The following is a 20,623-nucleotide window of genomic DNA, read 5'->3' as shown; positions in this document are numbered from 1 at the left end:
ACGGCGGCGCAGCACACTGACCCAGGGAGGTGAGGACACATGGCCAGCCAGGACTGGTTTGAGAAGGACTTCTACGCGATCCTCGGCGTGCCCGCTGACGCGGACGCCAAGAAGGTCAAGAGCACCTATCGCAAGCTCGCCCGGCAGTGGCATCCGGACTCCAAACCTGGTGACGCCGCAGCAGAGAAGAAGTTCAAGGAGATCGGCGAGGCCTATGCCGTCCTCTCCGACCCCGAGCAGCGCAAGCAGTATGACGCGGTCCGGGCGATGTCCCGCGGCGGCGCCCGCTTCACGGCGGGTGGAGCTGGCGGTGCCGGCGGCGCTGGCTTCGAGGACGTGTTTGCCCAGATGTTCGGTGGCGCAGGTCCCGGAGCGGGGGGCCAGGGCGGCGGCACCCGCTTCAGCACGGCCGGTGGGCAGGGGATCAACATCGAGGACCTGCTCGGCGGCTTCGCCGGGGGCGGGCAGTATGCCGGCGGCTCCCCTTTCCAGAGCACCCGCGGCCCGCGACCGGGCCGCAACGTCGAGGCCCGGACCACGATCGACTTCACCTCGGCCGCCAGTGGTGACACGGTCACTCTGCAGACCCCGGAGGGTGGTCGGGTCACCACCCGCATCCCCGCCGGCGTCAAGGACGGTCAGAAGATCCGCCTGCGCGGCAAGGGTCTGGCCGGTGACCCCGGCGCCCCCCACGGCGACCTGATGCTGGTCGTCACGGTGCGGCCGCATCCCGTCTTCGGCCGGGAGGGCAACAACCTGACGCTCGACCTGCCGGTGACCTTCGCCGAGGCGGCGCTCGGTGCCACGGTCCCGGTGCCGACGCTCGACGGCGGCACGGTCAAGGTCAAGATCGCGGCGGGCACCCCGTCCGGTCGGGTGCTGCGCGTCAAGGGCCGCGGCATCAAGGCCTCGAGCGGCACCGGCGACCTGTTGGCCAAGGTCACGGTCGTCGTCCCGCAACGCCTCACCGACAAGGCCCGAGAGGCCGTCGAGGTGCTGGCGGCCGAGGAGGATGGCGCCGACCCGCGCGCCGACCTGATGCAGCGCGCACGGGAGTAAGCAGCACCCCACACACTGTCCCCACGGCATACGGCGAGGAGGAGACGATGGCACGGCACACCGGCAACGGTCCCGGCGAGGACACCCCTGTCTATGTCATCTCCATCGCTGCCGAGCTTGCGGGCATGCACGCCCAGACGCTGCGGCAGTATGACCGGCTCGGGCTGGTCACTCCGCAGCGCACGCGCGGGGGTGGCCGGCGCTACTCCGCCCGCGACGTCTCCCGGCTGCGTGAGGTGCAGCGGCTCTCCCAGGAGGAGGGCGTCAGCCTGGCTGGCATCCAACGGATCATGGAGCTGGAGCTGCGGGTCGAGGCGCTGCAGAGCCGCACCGCAGAGCTGCTCGAGCAGAACAGGGTGCTGCGCCAGGCGATCCAGGTGCGCACCCGCGTCTTTGCGGCCGGCCCGACCGGCGAGGCCGTGGTGCTGCGCCCCGGCACCCGCCCCCAGCAGGAGCCGGCCAGCACCGCTCTTGCCGTATGGCGTCCGCTCCCGTTCTGAGCCGTCCTTCCGGCACGGTAGTCGGTCGCCGCAGCGCTCAACCCCGCCACGCCATCGGCCGCCCGAGCTCAACCCCGCCCAGGCCATCGGCCGCCGCAGCTCAACCCGAGAAGGTGTCCCCTAGCCCGAGGTATTTCGTCAGGTTGAGGGACACCTTCTCGGGCTGAGCGGTGTGAGCCGCCGCGCAACCGGTCCCGTCCGCTACAACTCACGACCGCCGGGTCGGAGCAGTTGCTCCGACCCGGCGGCCGTGGTGTGTCTGAGCCGTGAGCTCAGCCGATCAGATCAGCGTCAGCCGATCCAGCCCGGGTAGAGCTCGTTGAGGCGGTCCTCGACGGACTGCGACACCGAGTTGGTGCCGCCGACGATGACGACGCGCTCAGGGGAGAGGCGGTTGAGCTCTGCCTCGATGACGCCCGGCAGCGTGCCCGGGTTGGTGATCAGGACCGGGACGTCCTCCGAGCCGGCCAGCGCGGAGCTGGCGAGCGCGTCGGGGTAGTCCTGGCCGTTGGCGATGTAGACCACCGGCACATCCGTCTCGTAGTTGCTCGAGACGTCGACGGCCGTCTCGAAGCGGTCGGCGCCGAAGAGGCGGTCGCTGGCGCCGACGGCGTCATAGACCGCGTCGCTGACCGACGCCGGGCCACCCAGGACCACGACGCTCTGCGGGTTGAGATCCGCCAGCGCGGCCGCGGTGGCCTCCGGGACGGAGCCCTTGCGGGTCAGCAGGACGGGCGCGTCGTTGGCGCCGGCCAGGGCCGAGCCGGTGAGGGCGTCGGGGTAGGCCGGGTTCTCGCCGGAGGCCAGGTAGACCACCGGCAGGTCGGCCGGGAACATGGCAGCCAGGTTGGCCGCCGTCTCATAACGGTTCGCACCGTCGACGCGGGTGACCTCGGCGGTCCAGCCGGCGTTGAGCTCGTCCTCGACGGACTGCGCGATGGTGCTGGTGCCACCGAGCACGACGATCTTGGCCGGGGTCAGCTCGTCGAGCGCGGCCACGGTCTCCGCCGCGAGGCTGCCCTTGCGGGTCAGCAGCACGGGGGCAGCGTCACCCTCGGGGGTCTCCATGACACCCGGGGTCAGGCCACGGGCCGCGGCCGGGGAGCCGGACATCGCGTCCGGGAAGCCCTCGCCCGAGGCGATGTAGACCGTGTCGGAACCCTCGGGGAAGTGCTCGGAGAGCTCCTGCGCGGTGCCATAGCGGTTCTCGCCCCAGACGCGCTCGACCTTGGCAGGGGGAGTCTCATCGGCGGGCGCTTGCTCGCCACGGGCGACCACCGGGATGGTGACGGCCGGCAGGCCCGCACCGGTCCAGGAGAGGGTCGCCTTCTGCCACACGTCGGTGGCGGCGTCGATGTTGCGCACCGAGATGGTGACCTCGGCGGTGCCGCCGGCCGGGACCGTAGTGGTCGCGGGCTCGACGATGACCTCGAGGCTCGCCGGGCCGTCGTATGCCGCGGTGTAGGTGACCTCGGCGTCCGTCACGTTGGTGACGGTCCGGGTGGTCGTGGTCGGGCCCTCGGCGCCGAGGGCGCCGATCTGCAGCGACGCGGTGTTGTAGTTGTAGCCGGCCGTGGTGTCCGCCTCGAAGGCGTCCCAGTCGGCGACACCGGAGTCGAACACCAGACCCGGGTTCAGGAAGACCTTGGGAGCCACGAAGCCGGTGCCACCCAGGAACGGGTCGTTGCTCTGGGCGGTCGTGTAGTCACGCGTCGTGGTCTGCATGGCGGACTTGACCGCCATCGGGGACCAGTCCGGGTGACCCTGCTGCAGCAGCGCAGCCAGGCCCGCGATGTGCGGGGAGGCCATCGAGGTGCCGTTCTTGTAGCCCCAGCCGGTCGCGCCGGTCTCGGGGTTGATAGCGGCGGCCAGCACCTGCACCCCGGGAGCGCCCAGGTCGGGCTTGAGCAGGTTCTGCTCGGCCGCCGGCACGTTGACCGGGCCGCGCGAGGAGAAGCCGGCGATGGTCGGTGCGGTCGCATCGCGGTGCGTCGCGGCGGCCACGGTCGTCACCCACGGGGCGTTGTTGGACACCGGCATGTTGACCGGGTTGCCCTCGGGGCCGGAGTTGCCGGCCGAGTTGGCGCTGAACACACCAGCGGCGGCAGCGTTCTTGAACGCCTCGTCGACCGGGCTGTTGTTGTAGCCGGGGTCGTCGGGGTTGCCGATGGAGAAGTTGAGCACGTCGACGCCGTCCTCGACGGCCTTCTCGACGGCCGCGGCGGAGTCGGTGTTCATGCAGGTCGCACCGGACTCGGTGCCGGCGACGTAGTCCCAGCAGACCTTGTAGACGGACAGGTGGGCGGCCGGAGCCATGCCCGCGATGTCGATCTCAGTCGTGCCGGCGGTCAAGGTCAGCGGGAAGCCCGCGGCCGTGCCGGCGACGTGGCTGCCGTGGCCGTTGATGTCGGTCGGGCTGACCTTCTCGTGAGCAGCGGCGTCGGCGCCGGCGGCGCGCAGGCCGTCGATGAAGTAGTTGGCGCCGATCACCTTGTCGGAGCAGGCGTTGGCCGGCCAGGAGCCGTCCTCGCCGGGCTCGCAGTCGCCGGCCCAGTCAGCCGGCGGGCTGGAGACGGTGCCGTCGGTGAACGAGGCGTTGGCATAGGCCAGGCCGGTGTCGATGATGCCGACGACCAGACCCTCACCCGCGACGTCGACGCCACCGAGCTGCTCCCACAGGCCGCCCTCGCCGCGCACGCCCAGGAAGTCCGGGCTCACGTCGGTGTCGGGGGTGGCCGAGCCGTCCGTGAAGGACAGGTCGGACTCGTGCAGCTCCAGGTGCTGCGCCGGGGTGACCGACTCGACGTCGCCACGGTTGGCCAGCTGAGCTGCCTCCTCGGCAGTCAGGCTGATCGCGAAGCCGTTGAGCACCGTGTCGTAGCGGTAGGTCGGCTCGGCCTCGACCGCGGACAGGACCGAGTCCTGCGCGGTGGCCAGCTGTGCGGCATACGTCTCCGCAGCGCTGGTGGTGACGTTGAGCTTGTCCCCTGGTGCGGGCGTCGTGCCCGAGTAGGTGGCCAGCGGAGCGTCCTTGAGCAGGACGATGTAGCTGCCGTCAGTGAAGTCCGCCGCAGTGACGGATGTGGCGGCGTTGTCCGCCGGCACCGGTGTTGCCGAGGCGGTGGCGACGGACAGCATGCTGCCCGCCATCCCCAACCCGACGACGGCCGCGAGGGTGCGCTGAGGCAGCCCTCGATGAGCTCTATGAGCCATTGTTTTTTCCCCTTGTGGTGTCCAGGACGCCCCCCACGGACGTCCTCCCGCAACCTAGGCGCGATGACCGCCCGAAGTCAATCCAGAGCGTGAACACGGGAGAGCTCGCGGTGAACTTCTGGGGTCGGCTCGAGGGCGCTGTGGCCGCGGGCCGTGCGCGCTGAGAGGGCGGTCAGCTGCGGCCGAGCTCACGCACCAGCGGCACTACGTCGGCGATCGAGTCGCAGACCCGCGTCGGGCGGAACGGGAAGCGTTCCACCTGGTCAGCGGCGGTCGACCCGGTTAGGACGAGCACCGTCCGCAGGCCCGCCTCGAGCCCGCTGACGATGTCGGTGTCCATCCGGTCCCCGATCATCACCGTGTGCTCGGAGTGGGCGTCGATGCGGTTCAGCGCGCTGCGCATCATCAGCGGGTTCGGCTTGCCGACAAAATAGGGGTCGACACCCGTCGCGCGGGTGATCAGGGCCGCCACGGACCCCGTCGCGGGCAGCGGCCCGTGCGCGGACGGGCCGGTCGGGTCCGGGTTGGTCGCGATGAAGCGGGCGCCGCCCTGGACCAGGCGGATCGCCCGGGTGATCGCCTCGAAGGAGTAGGTGCGGGTCTCGCCGAGCACGACATAGTCCGGCTCACGGTCGGTCATCACATAGCCGACGTTGTGCAGGGCGTTGGTCAGCCCTGCCTCGCCGATGACGTATGCCGAGCCACCAGCTCGCTGGTCGGCCAGGAACTGCGCGGTCGCCAGGGCCGAGGTCCAGATCGCCTCCTCCGGGACCTCGATGCCGCCCGTAGCCAGTCGCGCGCGCAGGTCACGCGGGGTGAAGATCGAGTTGTTGGTCAGCAGCTGGAACCGGGTGCCGGTGTCGAGGAGCTCGGCGATGAACTCCGCCGCACCCGGCAGCGCCCGCTCCTCGTGGACGAGCACGCCGTCCATGTCGGTGAGCCAGCAGTCGACGGGGAGCCTTTCGGTCATGCCTGATGATCCCAGGTGCCGGGCCGTCATGTCGTCCTGGTGAGATAGTGGCGCCATGCAGAGTCCCACGGAAGAGACGGCCCCCGCCGCCGGTGACGCGCGGGCGGGCGCTGAGCACCTGTTGGTCTTCCCGGAGCGGGCGGTGGCCGAGGAGGTCGCGGAGACGCTGACTGAGGAGGGGTTTGCCCACGTCTTCGTGGTGCAGACGGTTCCGTCGGGTGAGGTCGAGGGCGACGAGGGTAGCGAGGGCGACGAGGGGCCTCGGTGGGCGGTGCGCGTCCTCGATGACCGGCTGCCGGACACGTCCGGCGGCGGTGCCTATGAGGGGCTGCGCGAGCGGTTCGCCGCACTCGCAACCGAGCACGGTGGGTCCTATGACGAGCCCGGCGACCCCCGTCCGCCGGTGACGGCGCGCGACGGTGCTGCCGACGGACCAGCCGACGCAGCAGCGTCCAGCTGACCGGCGACGATGATCTGGGCGATCGTTGCCACGGCCCTGGCCGGTGCGGCAACCATCGCCGGTGGCGTCCTGGCGCTGCACCCCGGCATGCGACGGCGCGGCGCGCTGGCCGTCAGCCTCGCCTTCGCCGCGGGCGTGATGATCGTGCTGTCCGTCCTGGAGATCCTGCCGCTCAGCGTGACGACCCTGAGGGAGTCGGCCGTCCCCAGGCCACTGGTGTGGACGAGCGGTGCTTTCCTCGTCGGCGCGGTGCTGGTGCTGCTGATCGACAGGTTCCTGCCCGAGCGGATCGTGCGCGACGCGGCGCACTCTGCTGATGTCGCCACGGACTCCGAAGCTCGCTCCGACGCCGCCGAGCTCACCGGCAGCCACCGGCTGATGCGCAGCGGGTTGCTGATCGCCCTGGTCATCGGTGCCCACAACGCCCCCGAGGGCCTGATGACGTTCCTGGCCATGCTTGAGTCACCGGAGCTGGGGGTGCCGCTCGCCGTGGCCATTGCGATCCACAACGTGCCCGAGGGGATCGCGGTGGCCGCACCGATCTATGTCGCCACCGGGCGACGCCGGCCGGCCCTGGGCTGGGCCGCGGTGGCCGGGCTCGCCGAGCCGATCGGTGCGCTCGTCGGCTACTTCGCGCTGCGCGTCATACTGCCTCCCCAGCTCCTGGTGCTGACCCTGGCGCTGGTGGCCGGCATGATGATCGCGCTCAGCCTGCGCGAGCTGATCCCGGCCGCACGTCGCTATCAGACCCACCCCGCACAGTCGCTGGGCGGACTCGTCGCCGGGGCTGCCGTCGTGTGGTCGAGCCTGGCGCTGACCGGCGCCTGGTGACCCCCCATTTTCATAGCGGTTTTGTTGGTGCGCCCCGCATTTTCATAGCGGTTTCGTTGGTGCCCCCCGCATTTTTGTAGTGGTTTTGCACCAGCGGATCAGTCGAAGTTGAAGATCGACTGGTGCCGATAGAAGTGCAGGATGTAGGAGCACCGCTGGCACACCATCATCTGGATGCGGTGGCTGGTGAAGCCCCATCGTGTGTCCTGCCGGGCCTCGTGCCGGTCAAACTCGGTGCAGCCACAGAGGGGGCAGGCGAGCTGGCGGTTGCCGTCGGGCTGAGACATGGTCGCTCCCGTGGGTCCAGTCCGGCGCGGGTCGCCGGAGTCGGCTGTATGACGTGCACCCGGGTCGCCGCGTTCCGTGCCGGGCGTCGCCCGTGCCGGGCGTCTGGGTCTCGGGCGAGGGCGTCCAGCGGTGAGTGGGCAGCGCTGACCTCGACCTGAGCGCGTGGGAGAGTGATGCCACCATGTCCGCTTCCTCGCAGTCCCTCACTCTGCGCCGCCAGGTCAGACTCGTCCTGTTCGCGGTGATGGTGGCCGTGCTCGCGGCCTGCAGCTCGCCCGACGCGGAGCCGGAGATCAGCGCAGGATCTCCTGCGTCCGCACCAGTCAATGCGGGTGAGGGTCTCGGCGAGAGTGCCGAGGTCCGACAGGCGGACGGCGAGTCCGACGACGGCGAGGGTGCTGACACCGAGCCAGCCGATCAGGAGGACCTGGACGCGGGAGATGGTGACGCTGGGGGCGGTGCCGCCGCGGACCGTGACGCCGGGGACGATCAGCCTGCTGACGCAGATTCGCCGGCCGAGTGGGGGCCGCTCTACGACGTCCTGAGTGTTTATGACGGCGACACCATCGCGGTCTCGATCGATGGGACCAGGGAACGGGTCCGGATCATCGGCATCGATGCGCCAGAGCTGGCGCGCAACGGCCAGCCGGCGGGGTGTTTCGCCCAGGAGTCAGCCAGCGAGATGCAGAGCCTGGTCCAGAGCCAGCGGGTCCATCTCATCGCCGACCCGACTCAGGCTGATCGCGACCGCTACGACCGGCTCCTGCGCCACGTGGTCCGCGAGGGTGGCGGTCACGTCGCCCTGACGATGGTGCAGGGAGGCTACGCCGAGGAGGAGCAGTTCGCGGCGCCCTACCAGTACCAGTCTGACCTTGTCGCGGCCGAGCGGGACGCTCGTGCTGAGGGGCTGGGGCTGTGGTCGGCCTGCCTAGCTGATGCGGCTCCGGTGACTCCCGCCCCAGTGGCACCCGCGCCGGCTCAAGTGGCTCCCGCTCCGGTGGCGCCCGCGCCGGCTCCGGTGGCTCCCGTCCCGGTGGCGCCTGCCCCGGCTCCCACCGAGTGCGTCATCAAGGGCAACATCGCCAGCGACGGCGAGAAGATCTATCATGTGCCCGGTCAGCAGTACTACGACGTCACCAAGATCTCAGAGCACAAGGGTGAGCGTTGGTTCTGCACCGAGCAGGAGGCCCGCGACGCGGGCTGGCGCAAGGCCAAGGTCTGACGCGGCACAGCGCACAGGGGACAATGTGTCGGTGACACTGCACCGTGACGCACTGCGGACCCTGAAGGCCTGGCTGCCGCCCGATGCTGCGCAGGCCGCGCTCCGGGACCGGTTCGGCGCCCACCTCTACGACTGTCCGGACGGGATGGAGCGGTCCTGCTATCCGGACCACATCACGGCGAGCACCGTCGTCCTGTCGCGCGATCGCACGCGGGTGCTGCTGACGCTGCACAAGCGCGCCCAGAAGTGGTTCCAGTTCGGCGGGCACTGCGAGCCGACGGACGAGCGGCTGGTGGACGCTGCCCTGCGCGAGGCGACGGAGGAGTCGGGCATCGAGGGCCTGACCATCGACGAGGTGCCGGTCCACCTGGACGAGCACGCGGTGCCGTTCTGCGGCGACCGCGGCGGTGTCCACCACCTGGACGTCAGGTTTGTTGCGGTGGCCCCCGACGGTGCCGAGCACGGCGTGAGTGACGAGTCGATCGACGTGCGCTGGTGGCCGGTGGCGTCACTCGGACGGCCGGACGGGCCTCCCGACGTCAGCGACGAGCTGGTCGAGGCGGTGCGGCTCGCCCGCGAACGCCTCGCCTGAGCGGGTCCCGGGTCAGACGGGGCTGCTGGACAGGACCGTCGGACCGATGTAGCGGCCGCTGCCCATGTTGAGCCAGCCGGTGGAGGTCAGCGTGCCGGTGACCTTGGCACCTCGCGCCTCGCTGCCGACGATGCTGTATCCGTTGCCTGGGCCCGAGCGGACGTTGGCGGCGTAGTTTGCGCTGACATAGCGTGTGACCTCGCCAGGGGCGGGAGCCGGGGCACCGCCGTCGACGGGGGTGGACGAGAGCACGACGCCGCTGATGTAGCGGTCGGTGGCGATCTTGAGCCAGCCGTTGGAGGTGAGAGTGCCGGTGACCTCGGTGCCGCGCGCGGCGCTGCCGACCAGGCGATAGCTGGTGCTCGGGCCGGTGCGGATGCTCGCGGCGTTGCTGGCGCTGACATAGCGGGTGACCTCGCCCGGGGCGGGGGCGGTGCCTCCGCCGTCGACGGGGTTGGCGGAGAGCACGGTGCCGCTGATGTAGCGGTCGGTGGCGATCTTGAGCCAGCCGTTGGAGGTCAGGGTGCCGGTCACCTCGGTGCCGCGGACGGCGCTGTCGACGACGCGATAGCTGGTGCTCGGGCCGGACCGGATGTTCGCGGCGGTGCTCGCGCTGACATAGCGGGTGACCTCGCCCGGCGCCGGAGCCTGGCCCCCGTCGACCGGTGAGGACGACAGGATGGTGCCGCTGATGAATCGGCTGTTGCCCATGTCGAGCCAGCCGTTTGAGGTCATGGTGCCGGTGACCTCGGTGCCGCGCGGCACGGTGTCGACGACGTTGTAGCCGGTGCCGGGGCCAGAGCGGACGTTGGCGAACTCATTGGCGCTGACATAGCGCGTGACCGGGGCGGGAGCCTCGCCCGCGTCACCCGGCTGCGCGTTGGGGTCGGCGCCACCGTTGTCGCGGGTCAGGCCGGCGCGCACGGAGCAGACGGGCCAGGCGCCCGGGCCCTGGGTGTGCAGCACCCGCCGGCCGATGGCGATCTGCTCGGCCTTGCTCGCCTGGTGCGCGTAGCCCGCGAACTCCTGGCCGCCGAAGGCCTTCCACGTGGGGTGGTAGAACTGCAGGCCCCCGTAGTAGCCGTTGCCGGTGTTGATCTGCCAGTTGCCGCTGGACTCACACTGCGCCACCTCGTCCCACACCTCGGGGGTGTAGGCGGCGTGGGCTGCGCCCGCGCCCAGGCCCGCAACCACGACGGCGAGCGTCGTGGCACCAGCCAGCCGGGCACTCAGGCGGGCGGTGCGCTGGTTCGGGGCAGGGGAGGTCGTCCGGTGTAGGTGGGGCATCGCGTGTCTCCTTGACATCGGGGGCGGAGACAGGGTAACCACTTAGCGCTGGTCTGGCCAGTTTGCGCAGGGGAGGTCAGGGGACGCGGGCGGTCCACTCCTGCGTCCCGAACCGTGACTCGACCAGGCCCCTGGCCGTCTCCAGCTCCTCCTCGGTGTATGCCGAGGGCTGGGTTGCATAGCGTCCGCGGAAGTGCTCGAGGAAGGCCTCGATGATCGCGTCGCGGCTCATGCCGGTCTGCGACCGCATCGGGTCGACCCGCTTGTTGGCGCTGCGAGTTCCCTTGTCGGACAGCTTCTCCCCGCCCATCCGCAGCACCTCGCCCATCTTGGTGGCGTCGATGTCATAGGCCATGGTCACGTGGTGCAGCAGCACGCCGTTGGCGAACCGGCGCTGCGCGGCTCCACCGATCTTGCCCTGCTCGGAGGCGATGTCGTTGAGCGGCACATAACGCGCCTTGACCCCGACATCGCCCAGGGCACCGAGCACCCAGTCGTCGAGATAGGCGTAGGCCTGCTCGAAACTGAGGCCCTCCACCAGTGAGGTCGGCACGACCAGGGAGTAGGTGATGCAGTTGCCGGGCTCCATGAACATGGCGCCGCCGCCGGTGATGCGCCGGACCACGCCGATGCCGTGCCGCTGCGCACCCTCGGGGTTGATCTCGTTGCGCAGCGACTGGAACGACCCGATGACCACGAGCGGGGAGTCCCAGTCCCAGATGCGCAGGACCGGGTTCCGGCGACCGGCGGCGACCTCCTGCGAGATCACCTCGTCCAGCGCCACGTGCATGACCGGCGGCAGGACGACCGGCTCGATGACCTCCAGGGTCAGCTCGTCCCAGCTGGTCGCGTGCCCCAGTGCCCGACGCACCGCGATGGCGACGGCACCGGAGTCGAAGCCGATCAGCTCGACCGGCTCGGGCCGGGAGGCCAGCCGGTGGTCGATGGCGGCCGAGATCTCGGCGCCGGTGGCGTCGACCGACTGCCCGATGATCGCGGCATTGATGTCCTCGAGGGCGTCGTCGGGCTCCAGGAAGAAGTCGCCGAAGACGTGGGCCGAGGTGACGACCTCGCCATCGGACTCGACGTCGACGGAGACGAGCTTGCCTCCACGGACCTTGAACTCTCCGCGCACGGTGTGCTCCTTCCGGCTAACTGCGCCCGCGCGAGCGGGCCCGGCCACGCTCCATCTTCGCCTGCGGGGCACTGACACCGGTCATCGGGTCCACAACAGGTCGCTGCGGTGTGTGTCTGACTCCTGACGCCACGCGTGCGCGCCACCGCCGTCGGGGCGTGGCCGGCCCGCGCCGCCTCGCCGTGGTGCGGGCAGGACGACGAGGTGGCCGTCGAGGGTGTGGACCCGCAGGGGGTGTCCATAGATGCTGGACAGCAGCCCGGGCTCCAGCACCTCCTGCGGAGTGCCCTGCGCCATCAGCGCGCCGTGGTCGAGCAGCGCGAGCCGGTGGGAATAGCGGGCGGCCACGCTGAGGTCATGCATCGCGGCGACCACGGTCAGCCCGTCCTCGCGACGCAGCTCGTCCACCAGCTCCAGGACCTCCACCTGGTGGCCGAGGTCCAGAGCGCTGGTGGGTTCGTCCAGCAGGAGGACGGGGGCCTGCTGGGCCAGGGCCCGGGCGATCACGACCCGTTGCGCCTCACCGCCCGACAGCCGCAGCACGGTGCGCTCGGCGAACGAGGCCATGCCCAGCCGGCGAAGCACGCTGGTCGCGATCTGCCGGTCGGACCGTGACTCTGACTGGAGCCAGCCGAGGTGGGCGGTGCGGCCGAGGAGGACATACTCGATCACCGTCATGCCCGGTGGCAGCTCCGGTGTCTGCGGCATGAGTGACAGGTCGGTCGCCTGCGGCCTGCGCCCGTCCTGCAGCTCGACCGTGCCGGAGTGCCTGACCAGACCCGCCATCGACCGCAGCAGGGTGGACTTGCCCGAACCGTTCGGGCCGATCAGGCCGAGCCACTCCCCGGCGGGCAGGTCGAGGGTGACATCGCGCAGGACCTGCCTGCCGTCATACGCCACCCCCACGTCGTGCAGGCGCAGTGCGGGCGAGCTGCTCATCGGTCCCGCCTCCCGTGCCAGAGGACAAAGCAGAAGAAGGGGGCTCCGACGAGCGCCGTGATCACGCCCACGGGCAGCTCTGCGGGCGCGACCAGGGTGCGGGCGCCGACATCGGCCAGCGCGAGGAAAGCGCCGCCGACCAGAGCGGACAGCGGGATGAGCAGCCGATAGGAGTGGCCGACAAGCAGCCGGACCACGTGCGGGGTCACCAGGCCGACAAAACCGATGAGCCCGCTGACCGAGACCGCGGCGGCCGTGATCAGGGTCGCCGCGGCGACCACCACCAGCCGGGAACGGGCCGGACGAAGCCCGAGAGCACGGGCCTCGTCGTCGCCCAGCCGCAGCACATCCAGGTGCCGGGCGTGCACCAGCAGCACCGCCCCGGCCAGCACCGCATAGGGCAGCAGCAGGGAGACCGGCTGCCAACCCTGCGTGGCCAGCCGCCCGAAGAGCCAGGACAGCACCTCTCGGGTGCGGGACTGGTCGAGCTGCTGCAGGGCAAAGGTCTGCAGCGCGGCGAAGAGCGCCGCCATGGCCACGCCGGCCAGGAGCAGGGTGGCCGGATCGCGGAAGGAGCCCCGGGCCACCAGGACCGACCCGGTGACGGCCACCAGGGCGCCGATGAAGGCAGCCGCCGGCAGAGCGCCCACCGGCCCCCACGCGAGGTCGAGCCCGAAGCCGAGCGCGAGCACCGCGCCGAGCCCGGCCCCGGCCGACACACCGAGCAGATAGGGGTCCGCCAGAGGGTTGCGGAAGACGCCCTGATAGCCCGCGCCGGCCATCGCCAGCGAGGCGCCCACGAGGGCAGCCAGCGCCGTGCGGGGCAGCCGGATCTGCCAGAGCACTCCCTGCTGCTGCGGCGTCAAGGTCTGCGCCACGTCGACGCCGGGCAGTGCGCCGGCCAGGGAGCGGGCGACCCCCGACAGCGGCAGTCCGCCCGCGCCCTGCATGACCGAGAGCAGCACGACCAGCACGACGAGTGTCACGGCGCCCACCACCGCGGGCCACCGGATCCGGAAGGCCCGCTCGGCGGACTCTTCCAGAGCGTCGGCCGGTGGCGCCTGGGTGCTCATCATCATGACGGTATGCCGTGTGCTCGGGTCACGGGAGATCTCCGGTCAGCGACCGGCCGGGACGGCGATGTCGCTGAGCGCGCCGACCACCAGGTCGACCAGCTGCGGCAGGCGCGGTCCCCACCGCGAGGAGATGTCGGAGTCGACCACGATGATGTTGCCGTTCTTGACCGCCGACACCTGCGACCAGCCGGGGCGGGCCGCCACGTCCTCAGCGGTGTAGGCCGCCTGGCTCTGGATGAGGATCAGCTGTGGGTCGGCCGTGACGATGGCCTCCTCGGTGAGCTGGGGATAGCCGGTCTGGTCGGTGTCGGCCTCGTCGGCGATGTTGACCACGCCCATGGCGGCATACACCGAGCCGATGTAGCTGTGGCTGCTCGCGGAGAAGAACGTCTCGTCGAGCTCGTGATAGACCCGGATCTGCGCATCCTGGGGGGCGGCGGACAGCGCGTCCTCCATCGCCGCTCGCATCCCGCTGACGGCCGCCGCGGCCTCGTCGGCGTGCCCGGTGGCCAGTCCCAGGGCGGCCATCCCGTCATAGCCACTGTCGACATCGAGCGGCGCCGTGTTGATGATGACCGGGATGTCGAGCGCAGTCAGCGAGGCCTCGATCTCGTTGATGTCGTTGGCCAGGACCACCAGGTCGGGCTCGTAGCCCACGATCGCCTCGACGTTGGGTTCATAGCCGGACAGCTCGGTGGTGGGGGCGTTGGGCGGGTAGTTCGAGAACTCGTCGGCGGCGATGACCTGGTCCCCGGCGCCGATCGCAAAGAGGATCTCGGTCGCGGAGGGCGACAGGGAGATGATGCGCTCGGGGCGCTCCTCGATGACGACCTCACCGGTCGGGGTGTCGATGGTCACCGGGAAGGCGTCGAGGGCGGGCTGCGCATCTGCGGAGGCCGATGACTCGTCTGCGGGCGGTGTCGTCGCCGCGTCGGGTGCGGCCTGCTCCGGTGTCTCGTCCACGGGTGCCTCGTCGGCGCCGCAGGACGCGAGCAGCACGGCGGCGGCGAGTGCCGTCACGATGCGGAAGGTGGGGCGGGGTGGGGTCATGGCGGGTCCTCCTGTCGTCGAGGTTGGTGCTGCTCGAGCGACAGTCCACGGCTGGGTCCGCCGTCCGAACCGGCCCCTGGTCCTCGAGGGCTGATGGTGCGGATCATCGGGCAATTCGACCGGACTCGGCCTCGGCGACTGACAGTCTCAAGGCTCCACCGTTGCGGGACAGTGCCGGGTTCTCACCGGACTTCGTCTGCACGACAGGCTCACCATAGCGGCTCGCTGCCGGGCAGAGGTCCACGCCCACGGCCCAGCGCCCGCCGCGTGGGTGCCAGCAGTGGCCGATCCAGCTAGAGTTGAGCGGAATAGGCTCAACTTTGAGAAGGTTGACGTTTGTGACGAGTCACACCGCCCGACCGCGCGGGTGACGCCAGCCCGAATGCGACAACTGGGGAGCACACCACGATGGATCTGCAACTGACGACCAAGGCCCAGGAGGCACTGTCGACCGCCGTGCGCGAGGCGGCCGCCGCGGGACACCCGCAGGTCGAGCCCGCGCACCTGCTGCGGGCCCTGGCCCAGCAGACCGACACGACCACGGGTCCGCTGCTGGAGGCCTCCGGGTCCTCCGCCGCGAGCGCGGTGCAGGCGGCCGAGACGTCCCTGTCCGCGCTGCCCAGCGCCAGCGGGTCGTCCGTCGGCAACCCACAGCTGTCCCGGCAGGCGCTCGGCATACTCACCGCTGCGCAGCAGTCGATGAAGACGATGGGGGACACCTTCGTCTCCACCGACCACCTGCTCCTCGCGCTGGCCGAGAGCGGCCAGTTCGGCCTGGACGCCGGCGCGATCCAGGAGCGCATCCCTGCCCTGCGCGGTGGGGCGAAGGTCGACAGCCAGGACCCCGAGGCGACCTATGACGCGCTCGAAAAATATGGCACCGACCTGACGGCCATCGCCCGCGAGGGCAAGCTCGACCCGGTGATCGGTCGGGACAGCGAGATCCGCCGCGTCGTGCAGGTGCTCTCGCGACGCACCAAGAACAACCCGGTCCTGATCGGTGACCCCGGCGTCGGCAAGACGGCCGTGGTCGAGGGGCTGGCCCAGCGCATCGTGGCCGGTGACGTGCCCGAGTCGTTGCGCGACAAGCGGCTTATCGCCCTGGACCTGGGCTCGATGGTGGCCGGGGCGAAGTATCGCGGTGAGTTCGAGGAGCGGCTCAAGGCCGTGCTTGCCGAGATCCGGGCCAGCAACGGGCAGATCGTCACCTTCATCGACGAGCTGCACACGGTGGTGGGCGCTGGTGCGGCCGAGGGCTCGATGGATGCCAGCAACATGCTCAAGCCGCTGCTGGCCCGAGGTGAGCTGCGCCTGGTCGGCGCCACCACGCTGGACGAGTTCCGCGAGCACATCGAGAAGGACGCGGCACTGGAGCGTCGCTTCCAGCAGGTGTATGTCGGCGAGCCCAGTGTCGAGGACACGATCGCCATCCTGCGTGGGCTCAAGGAGCGTTATGAGGCGCACCACAAGGTCGCCATCTCGGACACGGCGCTCGTCGCCGCGGCGGCCCTGTCGGACCGCTACATCACCGGGCGGCAGCTGCCGGACAAGGCGATCGACCTGGTCGACGAGGCCGCCTCGCGGCTGCGGATGGAGATCGACTCCAGCCCGGTCGAGATCGACGAGCTGCAGCGTGCCGTCGACCGGCTGACGATGGAGGAGCTGCACCTGGCCCGGGCAGCCGAGTCTGACGAGGGCTCGGCCGAGCTGCTTGAGCGGCTGCGCGCCGACCTGGCCGACAAGCAGGAGGAGCTGGCCGCCCTCACCGCCCGCTGGGAGTCGGAGAAGTCCGGCCTCAACCAGGTCGGTGAGCTCAAGGCGCGCCTGGACGAGCTGCGCACGCAGGCCGACCGGCTGCAGCGGGAGGGCGACTATGAGGCTGCCTCGCGGGTGCTCTATGGCGAGATCCCGGAGGCCGAGCAGCAGCTGACGGCTGCGCAGGAGGCGGAGGCCTCGGCCTCGACCGCCGGCGTCACCGGTGAGGCCCCGATGGTCAAGGACGAGGTCGGCGCCGACGACATCGCCGACGTGATCTCGATGTGGACCGGCATCCCGGCCGGGCGGCTGCTCGAGGGCGAGACCGAGAAGCTGCTGCGCATGGAGGACGTGATCGGTCAGCGGTTGATCGGTCAGCGGCCGGCGGTCCGCGCGGTCTCCGACGCGGTGCGCCGCTCCCGGGCCGGCATCGCCGACCCGGACCGGCCGACCGGCTCGTTCCTCTTCCTGGGCCCCACCGGTGTGGGCAAGACCGAGCTGGCCAAGGCGCTGGCCGACTTCCTCTTCGACGACGAGCGGGCGATGGTCCGCATCGACATGAGCGAGTACTCCGAGCGGCACGCGGTCGCCCGCCTGGTCGGGGCACCCCCCGGCTATGTCGGCTACGAGGAGGGTGGGCAGCTGACCGAGGCGGTCCGCCGTCGGCCCTACTCGGTCGTGCTGCTCGACGAGGTGGAGAAGGCCCACCCGGAGACGTTCGACATCCTGCTGCAGGTGCTCGACGACGGCCGGCTGACCGACGGTCAGGGTCGCACGGTCGACTTCCGCAACGTGATCCTGGTGATGACCTCCAACCTGGGCAGCCAGTTCCTGGTCGACCCGACGACCGACCAGGACACCAAGCACGAGCAGGTCATGGCGACGGTGCGCACGGCGTTCAAGCCGGAGTTCCTCAACCGGCTGGACGAGGTCGTCATCTTTGACCCGCTGGCCCGCGAGGAGCTGGCCACGATCGTCGGCCTGTAGGTCGAGCAGTTGGCCGCCCGGCTCGCGGACCGCCGGATCACCCTGTCGGTGACCGACGCGGCGAGTGCCTGGCTGGCCGAGCGCGGCTATGACCCGGCCTACGGTGCCCGTCCGCTGCGCCGCCTGATCCAGACCGAGATCGGCGACCGTCTCGCCCGCGACCTGCTCGCCGGCGAGGTCACCGACGGCCAGCAGGTCGTCGTCGACGTCGCCGAGGACCGCACCGGGATCGTCCTGCAGCACTGAGCAGGAGTCTTGGTCCGTCTTACAGCCCGTTCGGTGTCTTCGAGCCGGTTGCAGCAGGCTCCAAGACACCGCACGTGCTCCAAGACGTGCGCGGTGCGCGCGGTTCGCCGACGCGCTTGGCCCGGCTGGCGGCATACTGGCCTGCATGACGTCAGCCACGGGAGGGGACCGATGAGGACCAACGGACGAGCCAGGCGGGCGCACCTCCCGGTCGCGCTGCTGGCGGTGGGTGCTCTGGCCCTGACTGCCTGCAGCGGCGACGGCGACGGTGAGAGCGTCGACGACGAGGTGACGACGACGGCGCCGACCCCGCAGGACCGGTTGGCGCAGGCGCACGAGGCGCTCGCCGGCGCGGGCAGCGTCCATCTCGTGCTTGAGGGCGTCGACCTGCCCGACAGCGCCATCATCCTCAAGGCCGAGGGCTCCGGGACGATGGAGCCGCCTGCCTTTGAGGGGACCATCACGGCCAAGGTCGGGGGCGTGCAGGCCGACGTCCCGACGGTCGCGGTGGACGACACGCTCTATGTGAAGCTGCCGTTCGCTCCCGGCTTCATCAACACCGCGCCCGAGGACCTCGGCGTCCCCGACCCCGCCAAGCTCTTCGCCATCGAGGACGGACTGGCTGCGCTGCTGACCAAGACCGAGTCGCCCGCCTTTGGTGAGCAGACGCGCGTCGGGTCGGAGATCACCCAGCAGATCACCGGCACGCTGCCCGGCGACGACGTCGCCGACCTGCTCTTCGTCGGCGACCGGACGCAGGACTTCACCGTCGAGTACGGTCTGCTGGAAGAGAGCTGGCAGGTGCGCACGGTGACGATCACGGGTCCGTTCTATCCGCCGGACACCGCGACCTACAAGGTCACCCTCGACAAGTATGGCGAGCCGGTCACCATCACCGCCCCCTGACGTGGGGGCGACGTCCGAGGTGACCACTGGGCGCGGCGGTGCGGGGGGGCTCCCGCCGCCCGACGGCGCAGGCCAACCGCGCGGGGCCCGGCCACTGCTGACCGTCGCCTCCCTCGCAGTCGCGCTCGCCGCCGCTGACACGTATGTCGTGGTGCTGGCCCTGACCGACATGATGGCCGGCGCGGGGCTGGGCATCGAGTCCCTGCAGAAAGGGACGCCGATCATCTCGGGCTTCCTGCTCGGCTATATCGCCGTGCTGCCGCTGATCGGCCGGTTGGCGGACCTGGTCTCGCGCCGCAAGATCCTGCTGGCCTGCCTGATGGTCTTTGTCGTCGGCTCTCTCATCACCGGCATCGCCGTCGAGCTCCCGGTGATGATCGGCGGTCGCTTCCTGCAGGGGTTGGGCGGCGGCGGGCTGGTCCCGGCGACGCTGGCCATCGTGGCCGACCTGTGGCCGCCGGGACGCCGTGGCATGCCGCTCGGCATCGTGGGTGCTGTGCAGGAGCTCGGCTCGGTGCTCGGGCCAATGCTGGGAGCGGGGATCCTGCTGGTCAGCGACTGGCGGGGGATCTTCTGGGTCAACGCGATCCTGGGGATGGTCTTTGCCCTCGGCGTGTGGGTGATCCGACCCGATGCTCCCGCGGGCGCGGGCGACGTTGGCGTGCGGCCGGTCACCTCGGCCCGCAGCCAGGTGTTGACGGCCATGGCCTGGCTCTCGGCCCTGGTCGCGGCGGTCGCGGGGTCGCTCGCGCTGATCGCCCCAGAGTCTCTGACCAGCTCCGTCGCGTATGGCGAGCCGTTCGTCCCCTTTGGTGAGTCGTCCTCGCGGGTGTGGACGCCGGTTGGGTTGGTCGCGATCGTGGCGCTCGTGCTGCTGGTCGCGCTGACCGTGCGCCGGTGGCTGCCCACCCTGCTGCTGGCCGACGTGCTCGGCGCCATCTTCGTGGCCATCATGCTCGGCAGCCTCGTGCTGACCTTCTCCTCGGCCGACCCGGCCAAGGAGGTGCTCGGCCCCTGGGGGCTGTGGCTGCTCCCGCTCGGCGCCCTGGCGCTGATCGCCTTCCTGGTCCGGCAGCGCACGGCCGTCAACCCGCTGATCCAGCGCGGGGTGGTGCGCGGCAGGGTCGTGCCTGCCCTCGTCGTGAGCCTGCTCGTCGGTGCCGCCATCGTGGCGATCGTCGTGGACGTGCCGCTCCTGGCCCGCCTCACCGAGGGCACCAGCGAGACCGCGGCAGCGATCGTCCTGGTCCAGTTCCTGGTGGCCGTCCCGGTCGGGGCCGTCCTCGGTGGCTTGCTCCTCAAGCGACTCGGGCCCGGCGTGGTCGCTGCGCCGGGCCTCGCGGTGACTGCCGCGGCGCTGTGGGGGATGTCGGGATGGACGCGGGGCGCCCTGGACGAGCCGGGCCTGAGCAGCGTGCTCCTTGTCCTGGCCGGCTTCGGCATCGGGCTGGCGATCGCGCCGGTCAATGACGCCGCGCTCGCCGACTCGACACACAGCACGCACGGCACGGTCTCCTCACTCGTGGTCGTCGCCCGCATGGTCGGCATGGTGGTCGGCCTGGCGCTGCTCACGGCGGTGGGGCTGCGCCGGTTCCAGGAGGAGGTCGCGAAACTGGCCGACCCCACGGACTCCGAGGCCATGCTCGATGCGGCAGTAGTCCAGGTGCAGACCGTGTTTGCCGGCGCGGCCCTGGCGGCGCTCGCCGCCGCGGTGATCGCGATCTGGTTGGGCTGGCACCGCGTGCGTCACATGACCCCGTCCTGACGCGAGGCGACTCCCGCCGGGGTGCGCCCGAGCGCGTGAGCGCTGGGATGCAGCACCGGCACGAAGCCGTGGGCCAGAGTCCCGACTGAGGTCGGTGTGGTCAGCACGATGACGGGACCGTCAGGCACTGGCACGGCGGCGCCCCAACCATCCAGGGAGAACGGCCGCAGCGTCTCGCCGACCAGCAGACTCGGCCGGCCAGCCGCGTCCAGGACCACCGTCGCATCCGGGAGCCGGTCGATCGGTGCACGCCACAGGATCCGGTCGGCCGCCCTGCTGAGCCCGCGGCCATGACGGAGTCGCTCGTCGGCCAGCAGACGGTTCAGCTCCGCGGCCCTCAAC

The 20,623-nt window shown here is 70.8% G+C and carries 17 protein-coding genes and 1 pseudogene; 9 read left to right on the top strand and 9 right to left on the bottom strand.

The features are described from left to right. Window positions 1-39 precede the first annotated feature (39 nt). Window positions 40-1,059, top strand: a complete 1,020-nt coding sequence (locus NF557_RS15810; protein WP_252620686.1) for a DnaJ C-terminal domain-containing protein — start codon at window positions 40-42, stop codon at window positions 1,057-1,059. A 47-nt stretch (window positions 1,060-1,106) separates the two neighbouring features. Then, on the top strand, window positions 1,107-1,559 hold the full coding sequence (locus NF557_RS15805; RefSeq protein WP_252620684.1) for a heat shock protein transcriptional repressor HspR: 453 nt from the start codon (window positions 1,107-1,109) through the stop codon (window positions 1,557-1,559). Between the two features lie 291 nt (window positions 1,560-1,850). Here NF557_RS15805 and NF557_RS15800 read toward each other — a convergent pair whose 3' ends face one another. Together NF557_RS15800 and NF557_RS15795 are read right to left on the bottom strand one after the other, a co-directional pair. After that, window positions 1,851-4,697, bottom strand: coding sequence for a cell wall-binding repeat-containing protein (locus NF557_RS15800; protein WP_252620682.1), 2,847 nt, complete (start codon window positions 4,695-4,697; stop codon window positions 1,851-1,853). 247 nt (window positions 4,698-4,944) lie between these two features. Beyond that, the gene (locus tag NF557_RS15795) at window positions 4,945-5,742 is read right to left on the bottom strand and encodes an HAD-IIA family hydrolase (RefSeq protein WP_252620680.1); all 798 of its coding nucleotides are present in this window, start codon (window positions 5,740-5,742) and stop codon (window positions 4,945-4,947) included. 55 nt (window positions 5,743-5,797) lie between these two features. On the opposite strand from NF557_RS15795, the gene NF557_RS15790 reads away from it, so the two are divergent. Both NF557_RS15790 and NF557_RS15785 read left to right on the top strand, forming a co-directional pair. Then, window positions 5,798-6,202, top strand: coding sequence for a ribonuclease E inhibitor RraB (locus NF557_RS15790; protein WP_252620679.1), 405 nt, complete (start codon window positions 5,798-5,800; stop codon window positions 6,200-6,202). A 9-nt stretch (window positions 6,203-6,211) separates the two neighbouring features. Continuing rightward, window positions 6,212-7,033, top strand: coding sequence for a ZIP family metal transporter (locus NF557_RS15785; protein ID WP_252620677.1), 822 nt, complete (start codon window positions 6,212-6,214; stop codon window positions 7,031-7,033). 98 nt (window positions 7,034-7,131) lie between these two features. Here the strand turns inward: NF557_RS15785 and NF557_RS15780 are convergent, their stop codons facing one another. Then, on the bottom strand, window positions 7,132-7,320 hold the full coding sequence (locus tag NF557_RS15780) for a hypothetical protein (protein ID WP_252620676.1): 189 nt from the start codon (window positions 7,318-7,320) through the stop codon (window positions 7,132-7,134). Window positions 7,321-7,502: 182 nt separating this feature from the next. Here NF557_RS15780 and NF557_RS15775 point away from each other — a divergent pair, with 182 nt between their 5' ends. After that, window positions 7,503-8,543, top strand: a complete 1,041-nt coding sequence (locus tag NF557_RS15775) for a thermonuclease family protein (protein WP_252620674.1) — start codon at window positions 7,503-7,505, stop codon at window positions 8,541-8,543. Between the two features lie 31 nt (window positions 8,544-8,574). Then, entirely contained in the window at window positions 8,575-9,135 is a 561-nt protein-coding gene (locus tag NF557_RS15770) for an NUDIX hydrolase (RefSeq protein ID WP_252620672.1), read from the top strand. Window positions 9,136-9,147: 12 nt separating this feature from the next. Here the strand turns inward: NF557_RS15770 and NF557_RS17645 are convergent, their stop codons facing one another. From NF557_RS17645 to NF557_RS15740, 5 genes are all read right to left on the bottom strand, one after another. Continuing rightward, on the bottom strand, window positions 9,148-10,422 hold the full coding sequence (locus NF557_RS17645; protein WP_280923969.1) for a transglycosylase family protein: 1,275 nt from the start codon (window positions 10,420-10,422) through the stop codon (window positions 9,148-9,150). Between the two features lie 76 nt (window positions 10,423-10,498). Next, window positions 10,499-11,557 (bottom strand): lipoate-protein ligase LplAB, encoded by a 1,059-nt coding sequence (gene lplAB / locus NF557_RS15755; protein ID WP_252620670.1) that lies wholly within the window; start codon window positions 11,555-11,557, stop codon window positions 10,499-10,501. Between the two features lie 81 nt (window positions 11,558-11,638). Further along, entirely contained in the window at window positions 11,639-12,496 is an 858-nt protein-coding gene (locus NF557_RS15750) for an ABC transporter ATP-binding protein (RefSeq protein ID WP_252620669.1), read from the bottom strand. Then, on the bottom strand, window positions 12,493-13,575 hold the full coding sequence (locus NF557_RS15745) for a FecCD family ABC transporter permease (protein ID WP_252620668.1): 1,083 nt from the start codon (window positions 13,573-13,575) through the stop codon (window positions 12,493-12,495). Before NF557_RS15745 ends, NF557_RS15750 begins: the two co-directional genes overlap by 4 nt. Window positions 13,576-13,614: 39 nt before the next feature. Then, window positions 13,615-14,622: an ABC transporter substrate-binding protein gene (locus NF557_RS15740; protein ID WP_252620667.1), complete on the bottom strand. Its 1,008-nt coding sequence runs from the start codon at window positions 14,620-14,622 to the stop codon at window positions 13,615-13,617. A gap of 408 nt (window positions 14,623-15,030) precedes the next feature. On the opposite strand from NF557_RS15740, the pseudogene clpB reads away from it, so the two are divergent. From clpB to NF557_RS15725, 3 genes and pseudogenes are all read left to right on the top strand, one after another. After that, window positions 15,031-17,610, top strand: a pseudogene (gene clpB / locus NF557_RS15735) (ATP-dependent chaperone ClpB). Window positions 17,611-17,781: 171 nt separating this feature from the next. Then, window positions 17,782-18,516, top strand: coding sequence for an LppX_LprAFG lipoprotein (locus NF557_RS15730; RefSeq protein ID WP_252620666.1), 735 nt, complete (start codon window positions 17,782-17,784; stop codon window positions 18,514-18,516). Next, window positions 18,485-20,281 (top strand): MFS transporter, encoded by a 1,797-nt coding sequence (locus NF557_RS15725; RefSeq protein ID WP_252620660.1) that lies wholly within the window; start codon window positions 18,485-18,487, stop codon window positions 20,279-20,281. The genes NF557_RS15730 and NF557_RS15725 overlap by 32 nt, the downstream gene beginning before the upstream one ends. Here the strand turns inward: NF557_RS15725 and NF557_RS15720 are convergent. Continuing rightward, complete coding sequence (locus NF557_RS15720; protein ID WP_252620658.1) at window positions 20,263-20,622, bottom strand: hypothetical protein; 360 nt, start codon at window positions 20,620-20,622, stop codon at window positions 20,263-20,265. The genes NF557_RS15725 and NF557_RS15720 overlap by 19 nt on opposite strands. Window position 20,623 lies beyond the last annotated feature (1 nt).

It is taken from the genome of Ornithinimicrobium cryptoxanthini (genome assembly GCF_023923205.1).
Classification (GTDB): Bacteria; Actinomycetota; Actinomycetes; order Actinomycetales; family Dermatophilaceae; genus Ornithinicoccus; species Ornithinicoccus cryptoxanthini.
This window is presented reverse-complemented; position numbering and strand designations above follow the sequence as displayed.